A 17,128-nucleotide genomic window follows, 5' to 3' on the forward strand; every position below is an offset into this window, starting at 1 on the left:
TGCAGGGGTCGATGAACTGTTTTTCACAAGGAACGTACGATCGGTGACCGTGCAAGACTCGGAGAACTCTTCCCGCCGTGGCCGTCGCTCCTCCACCATGGGCGGCATGCCACTGAACGACATGCCGTGGTGGCGCTGGCGCAGCAATGTGCGTTCCGCGCTGCACATGCTTTCCGACCCCGTGTTCCAGAGAGACGTCTGGCTCGCCGGCGTCGACGGATACGGCGACGTCACGGACGCCGTGTACCGCTTGGTCGAGGACACCTGGCTGGACAACTGGTCGGCCGAGAAATACGTCGGCACGATCTTCCGGGACTCCCAGGAGGCCGCCCTCGTGGACAGCGCCGTCCTGCGGGTCCTGCGGATCATGCACCAGGTCGGTCCCGACGCGCCGGTCTCCGCCTATCTCGACCACCAGGCATGGCCGGACGCCCTGGCGGCCGCGCGCGCCGCGCACGTACGGATGGCGTCGAGCGACGGGGAGGACCCGGACACGCCTCCGCGGACCCTGGAGGTCCTGCGCATCCTGACGCGGTCGGCATAGCCGCCGTCACCGCCGTCGGCCCTGGTCCGGCGGCCGTGAGGCGTGCCCGGCGGCGTCCGCGTGGCGGGACGGCACTCCTGCGCGGGCGTCCGGTGTGAAACCCTGTCCCGCATGAATGAGCCGTCCGTCCGCGGGACCGCGCCCGCCGCCGAGCAGTACGTCCTGACGCTGTCGTGCCCCGACAAGCAGGGCATCGTGCACGCCGTGTCCAGCTACCTGTTCATGACCGGCTGCAACATCGTGGACAGCCAGCAGTTCGGCGACCAGGACACGGGTCTGTTCTTCATGCGCGTCCACTTCTCGGCGGAGTCGCCGGTGACGGTGGAGAAACTGCGGGCGAGTTTCGCGGCGATCGGCGACGCCTTCCACATGGACTGGCAGATCCACCGGGCCGAGGACCGCATGCGGGTCGTCCTCATGGTCAGCAAGTTCGGCCACTGCCTGAACGACCTGCTCTTCCGGGCGCGGATCGGCGCGCTGCCCGTCGACATCGCTGCCGTGGTCTCCAACCACACGGACTTCGCCGAGCTGGTGGGGTCGTACGACGTCCCCTTCCACCACATCGCGGTGACGAGGGACACGAAGGACGAGGCCGAGGCGCAGCTGCTGGAGCTGGTGCGCGAGAAGGGCGTCGAGCTGGTCGTCCTCGCCCGCTACATGCAGGTCCTCTCGGACGACCTGTGCAAGCAGCTCAGCGGCCGGATCATCAACATCCACCACTCCTTCCTGCCGAGCTTCAAGGGCGCCAAGCCCTACCACCAGGCGCACGCCCGTGGGGTCAAGCTCATCGGCGCGACCGCCCACTACGTGACCGCCGACCTCGACGAGGGCCCGATCATCGAGCAGGAGGTCGAGCGGGTCGGCCACGACGTCACCCCCGACCAGCTGGTCGCCATCGGCCGTGACGTGGAGTGCCAGGCGCTGGCCCGCGCGGTGAAGTGGCACGCGGAGCGCCGCATCCTGCTCAACGGCCGCCGCACGGTCGTCTTCGCCTGACCGCTGACCGCTGACCGCTGACCGCTGACCGTCCGGCTGTCCGGCTGCTCAGGCCTGTCTCCGAGCGTTGCCCGGCCGGCCGCTCAGGCCTGCCTCAGACCGCCCGACCGCCCGAACATGTCCGACCGTCCGGTCCGCGGGTCACATCCGGCTCAGCGACGCGGCCGCGAACAGGACGTCTCTGATGACCTCGCGGTCGCCGTCCTGTCCGGCGGCCGCCTCCTCGGGGGACACATGGCCGGCGGCCAGGCGGCAGAATTCCACCCCGTCCAGCGCGACATGAGCCACCTCGTGATCGGCGGAGCCCACCGCGCCGGGCGAGTCGAGCGGGATGAGCCATTCGCCGCCCCCGGAGCCCTCGATCTCCAGGCGCAGACTGCGCCCGGGGGTACCCGCGGTGACGAGATGGCGGACCGACCGGTCGGCGAGGCCGGCCCGGCGCCGCTCGGCGAGCGCGAGGGGCAGCATCCGCGCGGCCAGGTCGATCATCCGGTGCAGATGCCGGGGAGCCGGGGGTTCGTACGGGTAGTCCACCGCGTCGGCGATGTCCCCCGCGTGCACCCAGCACTCGAAGGCCCGGTCCAGCATCGAGTCGCTGAGCGGCAGTTCGAAACCGCCGTAGGCCACGGTGAGCCGCCCGGAGGCCTCCCCGCCCGCGACCCCGCCCGCGGCCGGGGCGCCCTCCTCCACGAACGACGCCGTCCGCACGATGTCGTGGCTCTGCTCCCGCCAGGGCCCGCGCACGGACCGGGTGTGCGGGACGCGCGTGGAACGCCAGTACGTCTCGGTGCGTTCCTGCGGTGTCGGCCCCTGCTCGCCGGTCCCGCCGAGGGGGTCCTCCAGGCCCAGCGCGACGGCGACCAGTCCGTCGACGCTCAGCAGGTGGGCGATGACCCCGGCGACCGTCGTACGGCGGCTCACGGGCCGGTCGCCCTCGAACCAGCGCAGCCGCACGGGCGCGTGCCATTCGGAGCCGCCGATGTCCTGGAGCAGGGCGTCGAGCCGGGCGGTCTCCGCGTCGTACGGAGCGGCCCACCCGGGGACCGGGATGCGCGGCGGGCGCCGGTCCAGGCAGCTCGTCAGGACACGGGTGCGCAGGGCCGGGTCCAGGTCGAGGCTCTCCGGTGGGTGCAGCAGTCCGACCGCCTCGCGCAGCCGCAGCGCCTCCTCCGCGCAGGAGCCGCAGTGCCCGAGGTGTTCCTCGACGGCGGTCGTCTCGTCGGCCGAGCAGGCGGCCAGCGCCCAGGCGCCCAGCAGCGACTTCAGGACCCGGTGTTCGAGGACCAGCGGCGCCGGGACCGGTTCGGGCAACGGCAGCCCGGTGTCCTCCACCGAGGCGCGCGGCGGCGGTATGCGGGCCGGCCCGCCCGGCCGCGGTCCGGCGCCTCCCGCGTCCTCGTGCCCGTCCTCACGCATCGCGCTGTGCCCGTCCTCGTTCTCGTCCGTGTTCCCGTGCACGCCCTCGTGGCCGTTCTCGCGCCCCTCCTCGTCGTCGGACGAGGCGAACCGGCCGGATTCCCGGCTCACCGCGCACCCCCGGGTTCCGGTGGCGCGCCGGAGGGCCCGGCGTCGTGGGCGGTGGACAGCAGCTGGAGGCCGAGGCGGAGCCGGCGGCGGGCCTCGTCCTCGGTGACGCCGAGATCGGCGGCCGCCTGGCGGTAGTCGCGGCGCTGGAAATACGCCAGTTCCAGCGCGGTCCGCAGCGGGGTGGGCATGGAGGTGACGATGTAGTCCGCGCGGGCGGCGACGGACGCGCTGCGGACCTTGCGCTCCAGCTCCTCGGCGGTGCCGTCGCCGCCCTGGGCGAGCGCGGCGGTCTCGGTGGCGCGCAGGCGCTGCACGGCCAGACGGTGGGTCAGTGTGGCGACCCAGGAACGCAGCGGCCCCTGGGTGGGGTCGTACGCGTCGGGGTTCTCCCAGACGTGGGTGAAGACCTCGCGGGTGATCCCGTCGGCGGCCCGTTCGTCCCCGAGCACGCGATGGGCCAGACCGTGCACCAGCGAGGCGAACCGGTCGTAGAGCTCGCCGAGCGCGGCCGCCTCACCGCGCGAGAGCCGCTGCTGCATCCTGCGGTCCCAGCGGGGCGGTGCGTCCTGCGTCGCCATGCGGCCCCCTCACCTGGTCGTGCCCGGCGCCTGTCCCTGCCTTCGGCCGCTGTGCCGGCCGTGTCCCCTGCCTCTGTCCCGTCATGCGGTGCCGTCGTCCAGCCTGTGCGCGACCGCTGTCTTGAATGTAGTCGGCACGTCCGACAACGCACGCCCCTTTGCGTCAATGTGCGCCCCTGGGCGGGCGGTGGATGGTAGAAGCGCGCCGCTTCCACCCCTCAGCCTGACCGTAGCTGGCCGTATGCGACCGAAAGAGAACCATCGTGAAGCATTTTCGACCGTAGACAGGCGTTTCTTCCTGGCGCGATCCGTGTTTCATGGAACTACGGCTGGGCAGCCGCGCTGGAAGGAAGCGTACGGAGTGCTTCCGTTTCTGCTGGGCGAGGCGAGCGAGAGGCGTGGCGGTGACGCTCAAGGTGACCCACGTGACCGACGTGGCCGACGTGACCGACGGCGAGTGGGCCGTGCTGCGGGTGTCGGGCGAACTGGACCTCGTCACGTCGCCGGCGCTGCGCCAGAGCGTCCACGACGTGGTCGCCGCGGGCCGGCACAGCGTCGTCCTGGATCTGTCCGAGGTCGTGTTCTGCGACTCCAGCGGTGTCGGCGTCCTGATCGCCGCCCGCCGTCTCATGCGCTCCTGCCGCGGGCGCCTGCGGCTGATCCTGCCCGCCCGGGGCGCGGCCGACGGCTCCCATGTGAACCGTGTCCTCGGCGCCCTCGGGGTGCGCCGGCTCTTCGACGTCTACCCCGACGTCGACGCCGCGAGGGACGAGGAGTCCCGCCCGCTGTCGGCCTGACGGCATCGCGACGCCGTTGTCCGGGAATTCTCCCGGTCGCGGTACAACCGTCGCTTTCCGGCCCGCCGGACGGTTCGGGCGTCGTACGCTCCGTGGCAGATGAACCGCAGTCCGGCCGAGGCCGGCTGAGAAGTGAGGCGGGCCGAACACCCATGGTCAGTTCCGAGTACGAGCGCAGGATCGCCGCCCGGTTCGCCGGCTTCGACCAGGACGGCAACGGCTACATCGACCGGGAGGACTTCAGTGCCGCGGCCAAGGCCGTGCTCGCCGAGTTCGGCACGACGGCCCGGTCGGACAAGGGCCAGGCGCTCTACGTCGGCGCCGAGGCGTTCTGGCAGGGCATGGCGGGGATAGCGGACCGGGACGGCGACCAGCGGATCACGCGCGAGGAGTTCGTGAGCGGCGCCGTGAAGCGGCTGCGCGACAACCCCGAGCGGTTCGCCGAGATCGCCCGCCCCTTCCTGCACGCGGCCCTCGCCGTGGCGGACACCGACGGGGACGGCGCGGCCACGGTCGGGGAGGCCACCCGCGTCCTCAGGGCGCTCGGAGTGGGCGAGAGCCTCGCCGCCACCGTGGCCGGCGCCCTGGACACGGACACCGACGGACGCATCGGCGAGCCGGAGATCGTGACCGCCTTCGCCCGCTACTTCACCGTCCCGGAATAACCGGACCGGCCAGAACGGCAGGCAGGGCGGGACCGGGGCGGGGGTCACCCCGAGAAGCGTTCCCTGAGCCGGTACTTGAGTACCTTTCGCAGTGCCTCGTTGCGCGGAAGGGCGTCCACGACCTCCAGCTGCTCCGGCAGCTTGTGCACGGACAGCCCTTCCCCGCGCAGATACGACGTCACCGCGGCCAGCGTCAGCTCCGGCGCCCCCGGCGGCTGCTCCACCACCGCGCAGACACGCTCCCCGCGCTCGGCGTCGGGCAGCCCGATCACGGCGGCGTCGCCGACGGCCGGGTGCCGGTGCAGCAGGTCCTCGATCTCCTTGGCGGAGATGTTCTCGCCCTTGCGGATGATGATGTCCTTCACCCGGCCGGTGAGCACGAGATGACCGCTCCCGGTCAGATGCCCCACGTCCCCGGTGATCAGGAACCCGTCCCCGTCGAACGCCTCCGCGGTCTGCGCCGGGTCTAGATATCCCTGGCACACGGCCTCCCCGCGGAGCCGTACGTCCCCGTCCGCGCCGGCGGGCCGGGCGGTGCCCGCCGCGTCCACGATCCGTATCTCCATGCCCTCGGGGGGCCTGCCCTCCGTGGTGGCCAGGTTCTCGGCGGTGTCGTCCGGCGCGCCCATCGTGATCATCGGGACCTCGGTCATCCCGTACCCGTGGGTGAGCTGCACGCCCATCTCGCGGACCACCGAGTGATAGACCTCGGGCGGCTTCGGGGCCCCGCCGCCCGCGAGCAGCCGCAGCGTGGGGATGACCGGCTCGCCGGGCCGCTTGCGCTGCTCGGCCAGGAACATCGAGTAGAACGCGGTCGACCCGCCCGCCACCGTCACGCCGTGCCGGCGGTACTCCGCCAGGGCGGCGGGCAGCGCGAAGTGCTCGAACACCACGGCCGGGAAGCCGTACAGCAGCAGCATCACGGTGTAGTCGGGCCCGGCGATGTGCGCGTAGGGGAAGGCCATCGAGCCCACGTCGTTCTCGGACAGGTGCAGCGCGTGGGCGAGGCAGGAGCCGCCCGCGATCAGTGAACGGTCGGTGTGCAGCACGCCCTTGGGGTCGGAGGTGGTGCCCGAGGTCCAGTAGATCCAGCGGACGGAGGTGCCGTCGGACGGCGGGGCGGGCAGGACGGCGGGGTCGCCTTCGGGCAGTTCCTCGTACGCCTCGAAGACGTTCCTCGCGCCGAGCCGGTGCGCCATCGCGGTGTGGTCGAAGCCGCGCCACTCGCCCGGCACGGCGAAGAACTCGGCCTTCGACTCCCGCAGGGCGAAGCCGACCTCTCGGTCGCGGTAGAAGGGGATGACCGGCGACTGCACGGCGCCGAGACGGGCCAGCGCGAAGGACAGCACGGCGGTCTCGATCCGGGTGGGCAGCTGCCAGGCGACCACCGTGCCGGGGCGTACGCCCCGCTCGTGGAGGCCCGCCGCCACCCGCTCGGCGCGGTCGCGCAGCTCGCCGAAGGTCAGGGACCGGTCCTCCTGGAGCAGGACGGGCCGGTCGGGGGTGAGGCCGGCCCGGCGGTCGACCAGTTCCCACAGTGTGCGCGCGGAACTCAGGGCATGTGCGGTGTCGTTCACGTCGGCCCCCTGGGACGGTTCCTTCGGCTCCCATGTAACTGACGGGTAGTCAGATCGTGGGCAGAGCGTAGGGCTCGGCGCCTTGTCGGTCCATAGGCGCGGGGCTAGCCTGCTTGAGCAGATGGATCTGACGGGTCATCAGAAACGTACGCCAGGCGGAGGGGACCATGACCGAACTGCCGCGCATCATCAGCGTCGACGACCATGTGATCGAGCCGGCACACCTCTTCGAGACCTGGCTGCCGCGCAAGTACCGCGACCGGGGCCCGAAGCCGCTCACCGCGGGAATCGGTGAACTCGCCTACGTCGGCGGCAAGTACCGGATCACCATGGACCCGGACGGCCCCCCGACCGACTGGTGGATCTACGAGGACCTGAGGTTCCCGTACAAGCGCAACATCGCCGCCGTCGGCTTCGACCGCGACGAGATGACGCTGGAGGGGATCACCCGCGCGGAGATGCGGCCCGGCTGCTGGGACCCCGCCGAGCGGCTCAAGGACATGGACCTCAACCACGTCGAGGCCAGCCTCTGCTTCCCCACCTTCCCGCGCTTCTGCGGCCAGACCTTCGCCGAGGCCCACGACAAGGAGGTCGCCCTGGCCTGTGTGCGGGCCTACAACGACTGGATGGTCGAGGAGTGGTGCGGCGACAGCGGCGGCCGGCTGATCCCGCTGTGCCTCATCCCGCTGTGGGACATCGATCTCGCGGTCGCCGAGATCCGCCGCAACGCCGCCCGGGGCGTCAAGGCCGTCACCTTCTCCGAGATCCCCACCCACCTGGGGCTGCCCTCCATCCACTCCGGCCACTGGGACCCGTTCTTCGCGGTCTGCCAGGAGACCGGGACGGTCGTGAACATGCACATCGGCTCCTCCTCCCAGATGCCCGCCGCCTCCCCCGACGCGCCCCCCGCCGTCCAGGCCTCGCTGTCCTTCAACAACGCCATGGCCTCGATGATGGACTTCCTGTTCAGCGGCGTCCTGGTGAAGTTCCCGCGCCTCAAACTGGCCTACTCCGAGGGCCAGATGGGCTGGATCCCGTACGCCCTGGAGCGCGCCGACGACGTCTGGTCCGAGCACCGCGCCTGGGGCGGCGTCAGGGACCTGATCCCGGAGCCCCCGTCGGCGTACTACTACCGGCAGATCTTCTGCTGCTTCTTCCGCGACAAGCACGGGATCGCGTCCCTGGACGTGGTGGGCCGTGACAACGCCACCTTCGAGACCGACTACCCGCACGTCGACTCGACCTTCCCGCACACCAAGGAGGTCGCCCTCGACCATGTGAAGGGCCTCGACGAGGAGACGGTCCACAAGCTGATGCGGGGCAACGCCATCCGCATGCTCGACCTGGACCTGTAGTGGACCTGACGTACACGCCCGAGGAGGAGGAGTTCCGCGCGCGCCTGCGGAACTGGCTCGCCGTGGTCCTTCCGGCACTGCCGCCGAAACCGTCCCCGCACGACTGGCCCGCCCGGCGGGCGTACGACCTCGGCTGGCAGCGGATGCTGTACGACGCCGGCTACGCGGGCCTGCACTGGCCCGTCGACGCCGGCGGCCGGGGTGTCACGCCCACCCAGCACCTCATCTACCTGGAGGAGACGGAGAAGGCGGGCGCCCCCTACGTGGGGGCCAACTTCGTCGGGCTGCTGCACGCCGGGCCGACCGTCGCCGCCGAGGGGAGCGCGGAGCAGCGGGCGCGCTGGCTGCCGCCCGTGCTGCGCGGCGAGGAGGTCTGGTGCCAGGGCTTCAGCGAACCCGACGCCGGATCCGACCTCGCGGCACTGCGCACGCGCGCGTGGCGCGACGGCGACGACTACGTGGTGAGCGGGTCCAAGATCTGGACCTCCCACGCCGAGGTCGCCGACTGGTGCGAACTGCTGGTGCGCACCGACCCGGAGGCGCGCAAGCACCGGGGCATCACCTGGCTCGCGATGCCGATGGACGCGCCCGGGATCACCGTCCGTCCGCTGCGCACGCTCGCGGGCTCCACCGAGTTCGCGGAGGTCTTCCTCGACGAGGTGCGCGTCCCGGTCGCCAACCGGGTCGGGGCCGAGAACGACGGCTGGCGCGTGACCATGGTGACGCTCTCCTACGAGCGCGGCACCGCCTTCGTCGGCGAAGTGGTCGCCTGCCGACGGGTGCTGTCCGAGATCGCCCGTGAGGCGCGGAAGAACGGCCGCTGGGACGACGCCGTGCTGCGCCGCCGTCTCGGCAGGCTGAACGCCGAGTTCCGCGCGCTGTGGCGGCTCACCCAGTGGAACGTCAGCGAGGCGCAGGGGACCGGGGGCGTGCCCGGCGTCGGCGGTTCGGTCTTCAAGCTGAGCTATTCGCACGCCCGCCAGGAGCTGTTCGACGCCGCCGCCGAGGTCCTCGGGCCCGAGTCCCTCGACCTGGGGCGGGAGTGGACCCTGGACCGGCTGTCGTCCCTGTCGTACACGATCGCGGCGGGCACCTCGCAGATCCAGCGGAACATCGTGGCCGAGCGGATCCTCGGCCTTCCCAAGGGGAGATGAGCTTCACGGTGGACTTCCGGCTCACGGACGACCAACGGGCCCTGCGGCAGGGCGTACGCGCCCTTCTGGAGGGCCGCTTCGGGCGGGAGGAGCTGCGCGCGGCCGTGGACCGGGCGGAGGGGAAGCCTCCCGGGGGCGGGGGTGTGCTCGACCGGGGGCTGTGGCGCGAGCTGGGCGCGGCCGGGTTCTTCGCGCTGCGCCTGCCCGAGGCGAGGGGCGGTGTCGGGCAGGGTCTCCCGGAGGCCGTGCTGGCCTTCGAGGAGGCGGGGCGGGTCCTGCTGCCCGGCCCGCTCGTCGCCACCCATCTCGCCGCGGGCTCCGTGCCCGGAGCGGCCACCGGGGAGGTGGTGGTGACGTCCGCCGACGGGGGACTCGTGGAGGCAGGGCACGCCCAAGGGCGCGTCGACGGGGGACTGGTGGAATGGCTGGACGAGGCCGATGTCGTACGGGGCGACGCCACCGGCGCCCTGCCGCTGGCATCGGTGGACCCGCTGACCCCCCTGCACCGGCTGCCCGCGGGCGCCGGCGACCGGTCCGCGGGCGGCGCACCCCGGGGGGCCCGCGCGCCGGACCGGTTGGTCGCCTCGCTCCTCACCGCCGCCGAACAGCTCGGCAGCGCGGCCCGTACCTGTGAGAGCGCCGTGCAACACGCCCGGACACGTGAGCAGTTCGGGCGGCCGATCGGCGCCTTCCAGGCCGTGCAGCACCTGTGCGCGGGCATGCTCGCGCGGGTCGAGACGGCCCGCGCCGCCGTCTACGCGGCCTCGGTCACGGCCGACCCGGCGGACATCGCGGCGGCCCGTCTGCTCGCCGACGAGGCCGCCGTGCGCGGCGCCCGCGACTGTCTCCAGGTACACGGCGGCATGGGCTTCACCTGGGAGTCCGACGTCCATCTGCATCTGAAGAGGGCATGGATCCGCACACACCGTGCGGGCGGCCTCACGCAGAGCGAGGAGGAGCTGGCCGAGGATCTGGTGGCCCGGACGGTGTAGAGGGCCGCTGTGCTGGGGCGGCGCGGGAGGAACGCGGACGGATGTCGCGGATCGTGGCAGAGCGGGATCACGGAGCGTTGAGACCGTGTTGTGTCCTAGGCGTGACTTGTCACGGCCTGGAGTCGGCGCCGGGCTCCGGTACCTTGTGTGGGATGCGAGTGGTTCTGAGGCTGAGCCATCCCGGTGTTGCCCCCGAGGCCGCGCCGAACCCGGCGATGCGCGCCGCTCGTACGGCAGGGCGGACCCCCGCACCTGCCTGTTCGACTCCCCGTGGCGAGCGTCGCACAGTATGCCGCACGCGTACTCCTTCGCGCTGGAATATGCCCGAAGCGCTTGTTGGGGTGACTGTACGTCAACCATGCTGTCTCGCAAGGGAATCACGTTCCGTGATCCTTGTTCTGGCCATGCAGAAAATGGCTACGATCGTGGCCCTTGTGAGGCGCGAGGCGATGTGTCCGCCGGTTCGGATGGTGTGAGCGGTGCAGGTGCTTCAAGTGCAGCTGGAGATCCGGCCCGACCCCGCGGAGGTGGGGCGAGCCCGGCGGTGGGCCCGTTCGAGGCTCGCGGGGTCCGGGATAGACGCCGATGAACCACTCGCCGAGACGCTGATCCTGCTCGTCTCCGAACTTGTCACCAACGCCGTGGTGCACACCGGGTGTCCGGCCGTGCTGCGCCTGTGCCTGCCGGGCGGCGGCGCGGGGGCCGCCACCGTGCGCCTCGAAGTGGCCGACTCCAGCGCCCGGCCGCCGATGCCCCGGCACGCGGACGGCGACGAGACCAACGGCCGCGGCCTGGAACTGGTCGACGGCCTCGCGGACCGCTGGGGCTGGAGCCCCGAGGGCGCCGGCAAACGCATCTGGTGCGAACTCGACCGCTGCGCCTCGGGCGCGGCGCAGGACTCCCCGTACGGCGCCTACGGCGGGTTCGCGTACGAGGCCGTCTGAGGCGGCCGGACCGGCCCTTCCCTGGTCGCCGTATCGGCGGCCAGGGCCGCCGAGGAGATCCCGCGTCTTCCGCGCCCCATCTCGCTTTTGTGCATGTATGCACGAAAGTGCTGTACACGGCCGCGGTCGTGGCCGAATGCGCCGGGTCGTGCTTCCGTACGCGCTGTCTCAAATAGGGTGGAACACCGTAAATCACCGATCAGGTGTTGACGTGGCGTGTCCGTTTGATCACGCTTGTGTTCAGCGATTCGCCGCGAGGGGACGGCGAGGGCTCCGGTGACGGGAGCCCTCGGCGAGTGCGGGTCGCGATTCGGCGTCGGCTCCCCCACGGTCAGGGGAGGCAGGGCGGGTGCGCCGGAGACGGATGGCGGCGCGTGATGCCGTGCCCGGGGCGAGGTGGGGACCTTCCGGCCGGGCGCAGTCGAGAGTGGGGGAGGCGCGCCGCCGACCGCCCCTGACCGGGCCGGGCCCTGAGGCCGCCGTCGGGCGGGCGGATCGTCAGAGGATCGCCACGGGTGCCACCGGTGTGCCGGTGCCGCCGACGAAGGGTTCCGGCATCGCCGACAGCAGGAAGGCGTACCGGCTTTCTTGTCCACAGGCTGTGGACAATTCTTCGAGATTCCAGTTCTGGCCCTGAAGCATCCCCATCTCGACCAGGTCGAGCGCGTGCACGGGCAGCCACAGGTCCTCGATCTCGGGCGGGAAGATCTCGAAGGTCAGGGTGTCGTTGGCGACCGCCGCGACATCGCGCGCGTGGAACCACTCCGGCGTACGCACCGACAGGCCCGGTGACGGATAGCCGTACCCGTGCTTGTCGCCCGCCAGATACACCTGGATCTGGCCGGTCCGCACCAGCACGATGTCGCCCGCCCTCACCCGCGTGCCCGCCAACTCCTCCGCCGCCTCCAGGTCTTCGGGGGTGACGGCGTGTCCGCCGGCCAGCCGGTGCTCGCCGCGCGCCCGTGCCACGTCGAGCAGGACACCGCGCGAGACGATGTGCCGCGGTTTGTCGATCCCGCCGAACTCGGCGCCGCCGTGCGGGGTGACGGTGGAGGCGGGGCGTCCGTTGTAGAGCCGGCCGGAGTGCGAGACGTGGGGCAGCGCGTCCCAGTGGGTGGCCGCCTGGAGGCCCATGGTCACCGCGTCGTCGCTGCACGCCACCGTGCCGGGGCCGAAGATCTCCTGGTTGATCTGCACCATGGCGTGCAGCGGATTGACCCGTCCGGGGATCATCCCGGTCTGCACCCCGTCCTGCTGGAGCGGCAGCGCGAGCGGTACGCGGCGTCCGGTCCGCACGGTCCCGGCGGCCTCCCGCACCACCTCGTCGGTGATGAGGTTCAGCGTTCCGATCTCGTCGTCGTCCCCCCAGCGCCCCCAGTTGTTGACGCGCTCGGCGATCTCGTGGAACTCCGGATGAAGCGTCGGCCGCGACATGAGTCCTCCCCGGGGGCTTGTCTCCAGGTATCTGACGGGTCGTAGAATCCGAGTTGAATCTAACGGACCGTCAGAAACAGCGGGAAGGGGCCGGGCATGGGGAACTTCCTTGCGGGCAAGGCCGTCGCCGTCACGGGCGCGGGCCGGGGGATAGGCAGGGCGGTCGCCCTCGCCGCGGCCGCCGAGGGCGCGCGTGTCGTCGTCAACGACCACGGCGTGTCCGTCGAGGGCGCCGAGCCCACGAGTTCGGTCGCCGAGGCCGTCGTCAAGGAGATCGAGGCCGCCGGCGGGGAGGCCGTCGCGGTGGCCGACGACATCTCGACGATGGCGGGCGGGCAGCGGGTGGTCGACACCGCGCTCGCGTCGTACGGGCGGATCGACGGTGTGGTGTGCGTGGCCGGCATCCTGCGCGAGCGGATGCTGTTCAACATGTCCGAGCAGGAGTGGGACCCGGTGATCGCCACCCATCTCAAGGGCACGTTCACGCTGTTCAGGGCGGCCTCCGCGGTGATGCGCGCACAGGGCTCGGGCACGCTGATCGGCTTCACCAGCGGCAACCACCAGGGCTCGGTGGCGCAGGCCAACTACAGCGCGGCGAAGGGCGGGATCATCTCGCTGGTGCGCAGCGCGGCCCTCGGGCTGCACAAGTACGGGGTCACCGCGAACGCCGTCGCGCCCGTCGCCCGCACCCGCATGTCGGCGAACGTGCCGATGGAGCTGAAGGAGATCGGCGAACCGGAGGACGTGGCCGCGCTCGTGGTCTACCTGCTCTCCGACCGGGCCCGCGAGGAACGCATCACCGGGCAGGTCTACACGATCGCCGGACCCAAGATCGCCGTATGGGCGCAGCCGCGCGAACTGCGCGCCGGATACGCCGAGGGCGCCTGGACCCCGGAGAAGATCGCCGACTTCCTGCCCGGGACCGTCGGCGTCGATCCGATGCCGCTGCTGGAGCGGCTGGAGGCGATGGCGCGGGCCGCGGCGGACAAGGCGCGCCCCAACGCCTAGCCGTGTCCCGGCCCGGGGTGCCCCGGACCGGACGGGAGGAGAGCGCGTGGATTTCGCATTCGGTGCGCGGGACGAACTCTTCCGGCGCGAGGCGCGGGCCTGGCTGGAGGAGCATCTGGCCGGCACCCCCGCGCGCCGCGACTGGGAGCGCGCACTCGGCGGGGGCGGCTGGATCGGGCTCGGCTGGGAGGAGGACGGGTACGGCAACCGGCGCGCGGACCTGACCCGGCAGGTGGTGTGGGCCGAGGAGTACGCCCGCTCGAAGGCACCGGCCCGGTCCGGGCACATCGGCGAGAACCTGCTGGCTCCGACGCTCATCGCGCACGGGACACCGGAACAGAAGGGCCGCTTCCTGCCCCCGATCGCCCGCGGCGAGGAACTGTGGTGCCAGGGGTACAGCGAACCGGGCGCCGGCTCGGACCTGGCGGGCATCCGTACAACTGCCGTACGGGAGAAGGAGGTTTACCGGATCACGGGACAGAAGATCTGGACCTCGCTCGCCCGGGAGGCGGACTGGTGCTTCGTGCTCGCCCGCACCGAGCCGGGCTCGACCCGCCACCACGGGCTGTCCTTCCTCCTCGTCCCGATGGACCAGCCCGGCCGGATCGAGGTCCGTCCGATCCGCCAGCTGACGGGCACGAGCGACTTCAACGAGGTGTTCTTCGACGGGGCGGTGGCGGCGGCCGGGCACGTGGTCGGCGGCGAGGGCGGCGGCTGGCGCGTCGCCATGAGCCTGCTCGGCTTCGAGCGCGGGGTCTCCACCCTCGCCCAGCAGATCGGCTTCGCCGAGGAGTTGGGGCGTGTGCTGCGCACGGCCGTCGAGTCCGGAGCGGCCGGGGATCCCGTCGTACGGGAGCGACTGGTGCGGCTCTGGGCCGAGTTGCGCGTGATGCGGTGGAACGCCCTGCGCACGCTGGGTGGTTCGGGGAGCCCGGGCGGTCCGGTCGCGCCGAGTGTGGCGAAGCTGCTGTGGGGCGGCTGGCACCGGCGGCTCGGTGAACTGGCGGTCCAGGTGCGGGGAGCCGCCTCGGCCGTGGGCCCGCAGGACTGGTCGCCCGCTCGGCCCTACGATCTCGCCCCGGACCAGCACCTGTTCCTCTTCAGCCGGGCCGACACGATCTACGGCGGCTCGGACGAGATCCAGCGCACGATCATCGCCGAGCGGGCCCTCGGCCTGCCGAAAGAGCCCCGGGGCGGGCCGTGAACGGGCCCGGCGCCGGTCGACGGCGGCCGGGAACGGCCGAGTCCGGCCCGGCGCGCGTCGGCCGGGTCGCGTCGGCGCGGCTTTCCGGGCGGCGCACCCAGGTAGGGCGCGAGGACGGCCCGGTACGGACCGAATCAGCCCGGGACCAGCCCGGGAACAGCGCCCGGGGCGGCCCGGGAAGAGGGGAGCCGGCGCGATGCGAGGCGTGATCTTCGACGGGAAGCGGACCCAGGTCGTGGACGATCTGGAGGTACGGGACCCGGGTCCAGGAGAGGTCCGGGTGGCGATCGCCGCGGCGGGACTCTGTCACAGCGATCTCTCCGTGGTGGACGGGACCATTCCGTTCCCCGTACCCGTGGTGCTGGGCCATGAGGGCGCGGGCGTGGTGGAGGCGGTGGGCCTGGGGGTGACCCATGTCGGACCCGGCGACCATGTGGCGCTGTCCACCCTCGCCAACTGCGGGACCTGCGCCGAGTGCGACCGGGGGCGGCCCACGATGTGCCGCAAGGCGATCGGCATGCCGCAGCGGCCGTTCACCCGCTCCGGTGAGCCGCTGTACCAGTTCGCCGCCAACTCGGCCTTCGCGGAACGCACGGTGGTCAAGGCGGTGCAGGCGGTCCGGATCCCGGAGGACATCCCGCTGCCGTCCGCCGCGCTGATCGGCTGCGGAGTCCTCACCGGCGTCGGAGCGGTCCTGAACCGAGCGCGGGTCGACCGCGGCGACAGCGTCCTGGTCATCGGCACGGGCGGCATCGGCCTCAACGTCCTCCAGGGGGCCCGGCTCGCGGGCGCGCTGCGGATCGTCGCCGTCGACTCCAACCCGGCCAAGGAGGCCGTCGCCCGCCGGTTCGGCGCGACCCACTTCCTGACCTCGGTGGACGGGGTCAAGGACATCCTGCCCACCGGGGCCCAGCACGCCTTCGAGTGCGTCGGACGCGTCGAACTCATCCGCCGGGCCGTCGACTCGCTCGACCGGCACGGCCAGGCGATCCTGCTCGGCGTCCCCCCGGCGACGGCCGAGGCCTCCTTCCTCGTCTCCTCGATGTACCTGGACAAGTCCATCCTGGGCTGCCGCTACGGCTCGTCCCGCCCTCAGCGCGACATCGCCCTGTACGCCGAGCTGTACCGCGAAGGCCGTCTGCTCCTGGACGAGTTGGTGACGGCGACCTACCCGGTCGAGGACTTCGAGCGGGCGGCCGAGGACGCGCACGCGGGGAAGGTGGCGCGGGCCGTGCTGACGTTCTAGGCCGTGTCCGCGTAAGTCGCGTCGGCCGCCCGCCGCCGACCGGTCACCCGGCGGAGCCGGTCCCGGCTCCGGATCTGAAGGTGCGCCGGTAGGTGGTCGGGTTGACGCCCAGGGTCGCCTGGAGGTGCTGGCGCATCGACTGGGCCGTGCCGAAACCGGCGTCGCGGGCCACCTGGTCGATGGACAGATCACTGGACTCCAGCAGATGGCGGGCGTGTTCGACGCGCTGGAGCGTGAGCCACTGACCGGGGCTGACACCGACCTCCTCGCGGAAGCGCCGGGTGAAGGTGCGCACCGACATGGACTCCTGCTCGGCCATGTCGCGCAGCTGGATCGGCTCGTGCAGGCGGCCGAGCGCCCAGGCGCGGGCGGCGGTCGTGCCGGCCGACCGTGCCTCCGGCACCGGGCGCCGGATGTACTGCGCCTGCCCGCCGTCGCGGTGCGGCGGTACGACGGTCCGGCGGGCCACCTCGTTGGCGACGGCGGCGCCGTGGTCCCGCCGTACGAGATGCAGGCACAGGTCGATCCCGGCCGCGACCCCGGCGGAGGTGAGGACGTCGCCGTCGTCGACGAAGAGCACGTCCGCGTCGACGTCGATCCGCGGGAAGAGCCGCTGGAAGTGCTCGGCGTGCATCCAGTGCGTGGTGGCGGGGCGGCCGTCGAGGTACCCGGCGGCGGCGAGGACGTAGCTGCCGGTGCAGATGGAGACGAGACGGGTGCCGGGGCGGATGTGCGTGAGGGCGGCCGCCAGCTCCGGGGTGAGGATGCCCTCCTGGTGCACGGGTCCGAGCTCGTACGAGGCGGGGACGACGACGGTGTCGGCGGTGGCCAGCGCCTCGGGTCCGTTGGCGACCACGACCGAGAAGTCCGCGTCCGTCTCGACGGGTCCTGGCGGCCTGACCGAGCAGGTGACGACCTGGTACAGCGGGCGCCCCCCGGAGTCCCGCGCCTTGCCGAAGATGCGCTGCGGAATGCCCAGCTCGAAGGGGAGCAGTCCGTCCAGGGCGAGGACGACGACGCGGTGCGGGGACGGCGTACCGGAAGGGGCCATGGCCCGATCGTAGCGAATGCTGTCTCTTGGGCCAGTGGTTCAGTGGCGTACCTTCC

The 17,128-nt window shown here is 72.1% G+C and carries 16 protein-coding genes; 11 read left to right on the forward strand and 5 right to left on the reverse strand.

Annotated features, from left to right (window positions below; translation table 11 throughout):
* Positions 1 to 43 precede the first annotated feature (43 nt).
* Entirely contained in the window at positions 44 to 544 is a 501-nt protein-coding gene (locus ACZ4AA_RS12160; protein WP_467599582.1) for an SCO4402 family protein, read from the forward strand.
* Positions 545 to 655: 111 nt separating this feature from the next.
* Positions 656 to 1,540: a formyltetrahydrofolate deformylase gene (gene purU / locus ACZ4AA_RS12165; RefSeq protein ID WP_467599585.1), complete on the forward strand. Its 885-nt coding sequence runs from the start codon at positions 656 to 658 to the stop codon at positions 1,538 to 1,540.
* A 141-nt stretch (positions 1,541 to 1,681) separates the two neighbouring features.
* Here the strand turns inward: purU and ACZ4AA_RS12170 are convergent, their stop codons facing one another.
* Positions 1,682 to 2,956 carry a zf-HC2 domain-containing protein gene (locus ACZ4AA_RS12170; RefSeq protein WP_467600343.1) on the reverse strand — a complete coding sequence of 425 codons (1,275 nt, stop codon included), beginning with the start codon at positions 2,954 to 2,956 and terminating at the stop codon, positions 1,682 to 1,684.
* A gap of 107 nt (positions 2,957 to 3,063) precedes the next feature.
* Positions 3,064 to 3,645, reverse strand: a complete 582-nt coding sequence (locus tag ACZ4AA_RS12175; RefSeq protein ID WP_467599588.1) for a sigma-70 family RNA polymerase sigma factor — start codon at positions 3,643 to 3,645, stop codon at positions 3,064 to 3,066.
* Between the two features lie 398 nt (positions 3,646 to 4,043).
* Here ACZ4AA_RS12175 and ACZ4AA_RS12180 point away from each other — a divergent pair, with 398 nt between their 5' ends.
* Together ACZ4AA_RS12180 and ACZ4AA_RS12185 are read left to right on the forward strand one after the other, a co-directional pair.
* On the forward strand, positions 4,044 to 4,442 hold the full coding sequence (locus tag ACZ4AA_RS12180) for an STAS domain-containing protein (protein ID WP_467599591.1): 399 nt from the start codon (positions 4,044 to 4,046) through the stop codon (positions 4,440 to 4,442).
* Between the two features lie 152 nt (positions 4,443 to 4,594).
* Positions 4,595 to 5,107: an EF-hand domain-containing protein gene (locus ACZ4AA_RS12185; protein ID WP_467599594.1), complete on the forward strand. Its 513-nt coding sequence runs from the start codon at positions 4,595 to 4,597 to the stop codon at positions 5,105 to 5,107.
* A gap of 44 nt (positions 5,108 to 5,151) precedes the next feature.
* On the opposite strand, the gene ACZ4AA_RS12190 is transcribed toward ACZ4AA_RS12185, so the two are convergent.
* Positions 5,152 to 6,684, reverse strand: a complete 1,533-nt coding sequence (locus ACZ4AA_RS12190; protein ID WP_467599597.1) for a class I adenylate-forming enzyme family protein — start codon at positions 6,682 to 6,684, stop codon at positions 5,152 to 5,154.
* A 167-nt stretch (positions 6,685 to 6,851) separates the two neighbouring features.
* On the opposite strand from ACZ4AA_RS12190, the gene ACZ4AA_RS12195 reads away from it, so the two are divergent.
* The 4 genes from ACZ4AA_RS12195 (at position 6,852) to ACZ4AA_RS12210 (ending at position 11,129) form a co-directional block, all read left to right on the forward strand.
* Positions 6,852 to 8,039 (forward strand): amidohydrolase family protein, encoded by a 1,188-nt coding sequence (locus ACZ4AA_RS12195; protein ID WP_467599600.1) that lies wholly within the window; start codon positions 6,852 to 6,854, stop codon positions 8,037 to 8,039.
* Positions 8,039 to 9,193, forward strand: coding sequence for an acyl-CoA dehydrogenase (locus ACZ4AA_RS12200; RefSeq protein WP_467599603.1), 1,155 nt, complete (start codon positions 8,039 to 8,041; stop codon positions 9,191 to 9,193). Before ACZ4AA_RS12195 ends, ACZ4AA_RS12200 begins: the two co-directional genes overlap by 1 nt.
* Positions 9,190 to 10,185, forward strand: a complete 996-nt coding sequence (locus tag ACZ4AA_RS12205) for an acyl-CoA dehydrogenase family protein (RefSeq protein WP_467599606.1) — start codon at positions 9,190 to 9,192, stop codon at positions 10,183 to 10,185. Before ACZ4AA_RS12200 ends, ACZ4AA_RS12205 begins: the two co-directional genes overlap by 4 nt.
* Positions 10,186 to 10,664: 479 nt before the next feature.
* Positions 10,665 to 11,129 carry an ATP-binding protein gene (locus tag ACZ4AA_RS12210; RefSeq protein WP_467318543.1) on the forward strand — a complete coding sequence of 155 codons (465 nt, stop codon included), beginning with the start codon at positions 10,665 to 10,667 and terminating at the stop codon, positions 11,127 to 11,129.
* A 498-nt stretch (positions 11,130 to 11,627) separates the two neighbouring features.
* On the opposite strand, the gene ACZ4AA_RS12215 is transcribed toward ACZ4AA_RS12210, so the two are convergent.
* Entirely contained in the window at positions 11,628 to 12,563 is a 936-nt protein-coding gene (locus tag ACZ4AA_RS12215) for a cyclase family protein (RefSeq protein ID WP_467599609.1), read from the reverse strand.
* Between the two features lie 96 nt (positions 12,564 to 12,659).
* Here ACZ4AA_RS12215 and ACZ4AA_RS12220 point away from each other — a divergent pair, with 96 nt between their 5' ends.
* The 3 genes from ACZ4AA_RS12220 to ACZ4AA_RS12230 all read left to right on the forward strand — a co-directional run bounded on the left by ACZ4AA_RS12220 (position 12,660) and on the right by ACZ4AA_RS12230 (position 16,021).
* Complete coding sequence (locus ACZ4AA_RS12220) at positions 12,660 to 13,571, forward strand: SDR family oxidoreductase (protein WP_467599612.1); 912 nt, start codon at positions 12,660 to 12,662, stop codon at positions 13,569 to 13,571.
* Positions 13,572 to 13,617: 46 nt separating this feature from the next.
* Positions 13,618 to 14,775: an acyl-CoA dehydrogenase family protein gene (locus ACZ4AA_RS12225; protein WP_467599615.1), complete on the forward strand. Its 1,158-nt coding sequence runs from the start codon at positions 13,618 to 13,620 to the stop codon at positions 14,773 to 14,775.
* A 196-nt stretch (positions 14,776 to 14,971) separates the two neighbouring features.
* The gene (locus tag ACZ4AA_RS12230; RefSeq protein ID WP_467599618.1) at positions 14,972 to 16,021 is read left to right on the forward strand and encodes a Zn-dependent alcohol dehydrogenase; all 1,050 of its coding nucleotides are present in this window, start codon (positions 14,972 to 14,974) and stop codon (positions 16,019 to 16,021) included.
* A 43-nt stretch (positions 16,022 to 16,064) separates the two neighbouring features.
* Here the strand turns inward: ACZ4AA_RS12230 and ACZ4AA_RS12235 are convergent, their stop codons facing one another.
* On the reverse strand, positions 16,065 to 17,072 hold the full coding sequence (locus ACZ4AA_RS12235) for a GlxA family transcriptional regulator (protein WP_467599621.1): 1,008 nt from the start codon (positions 17,070 to 17,072) through the stop codon (positions 16,065 to 16,067).
* Between the last annotated feature and the right edge of the window lie 56 nt (positions 17,073 to 17,128).

Source organism: Streptomyces sp. NPDC024698 (assembly GCF_055559015.1).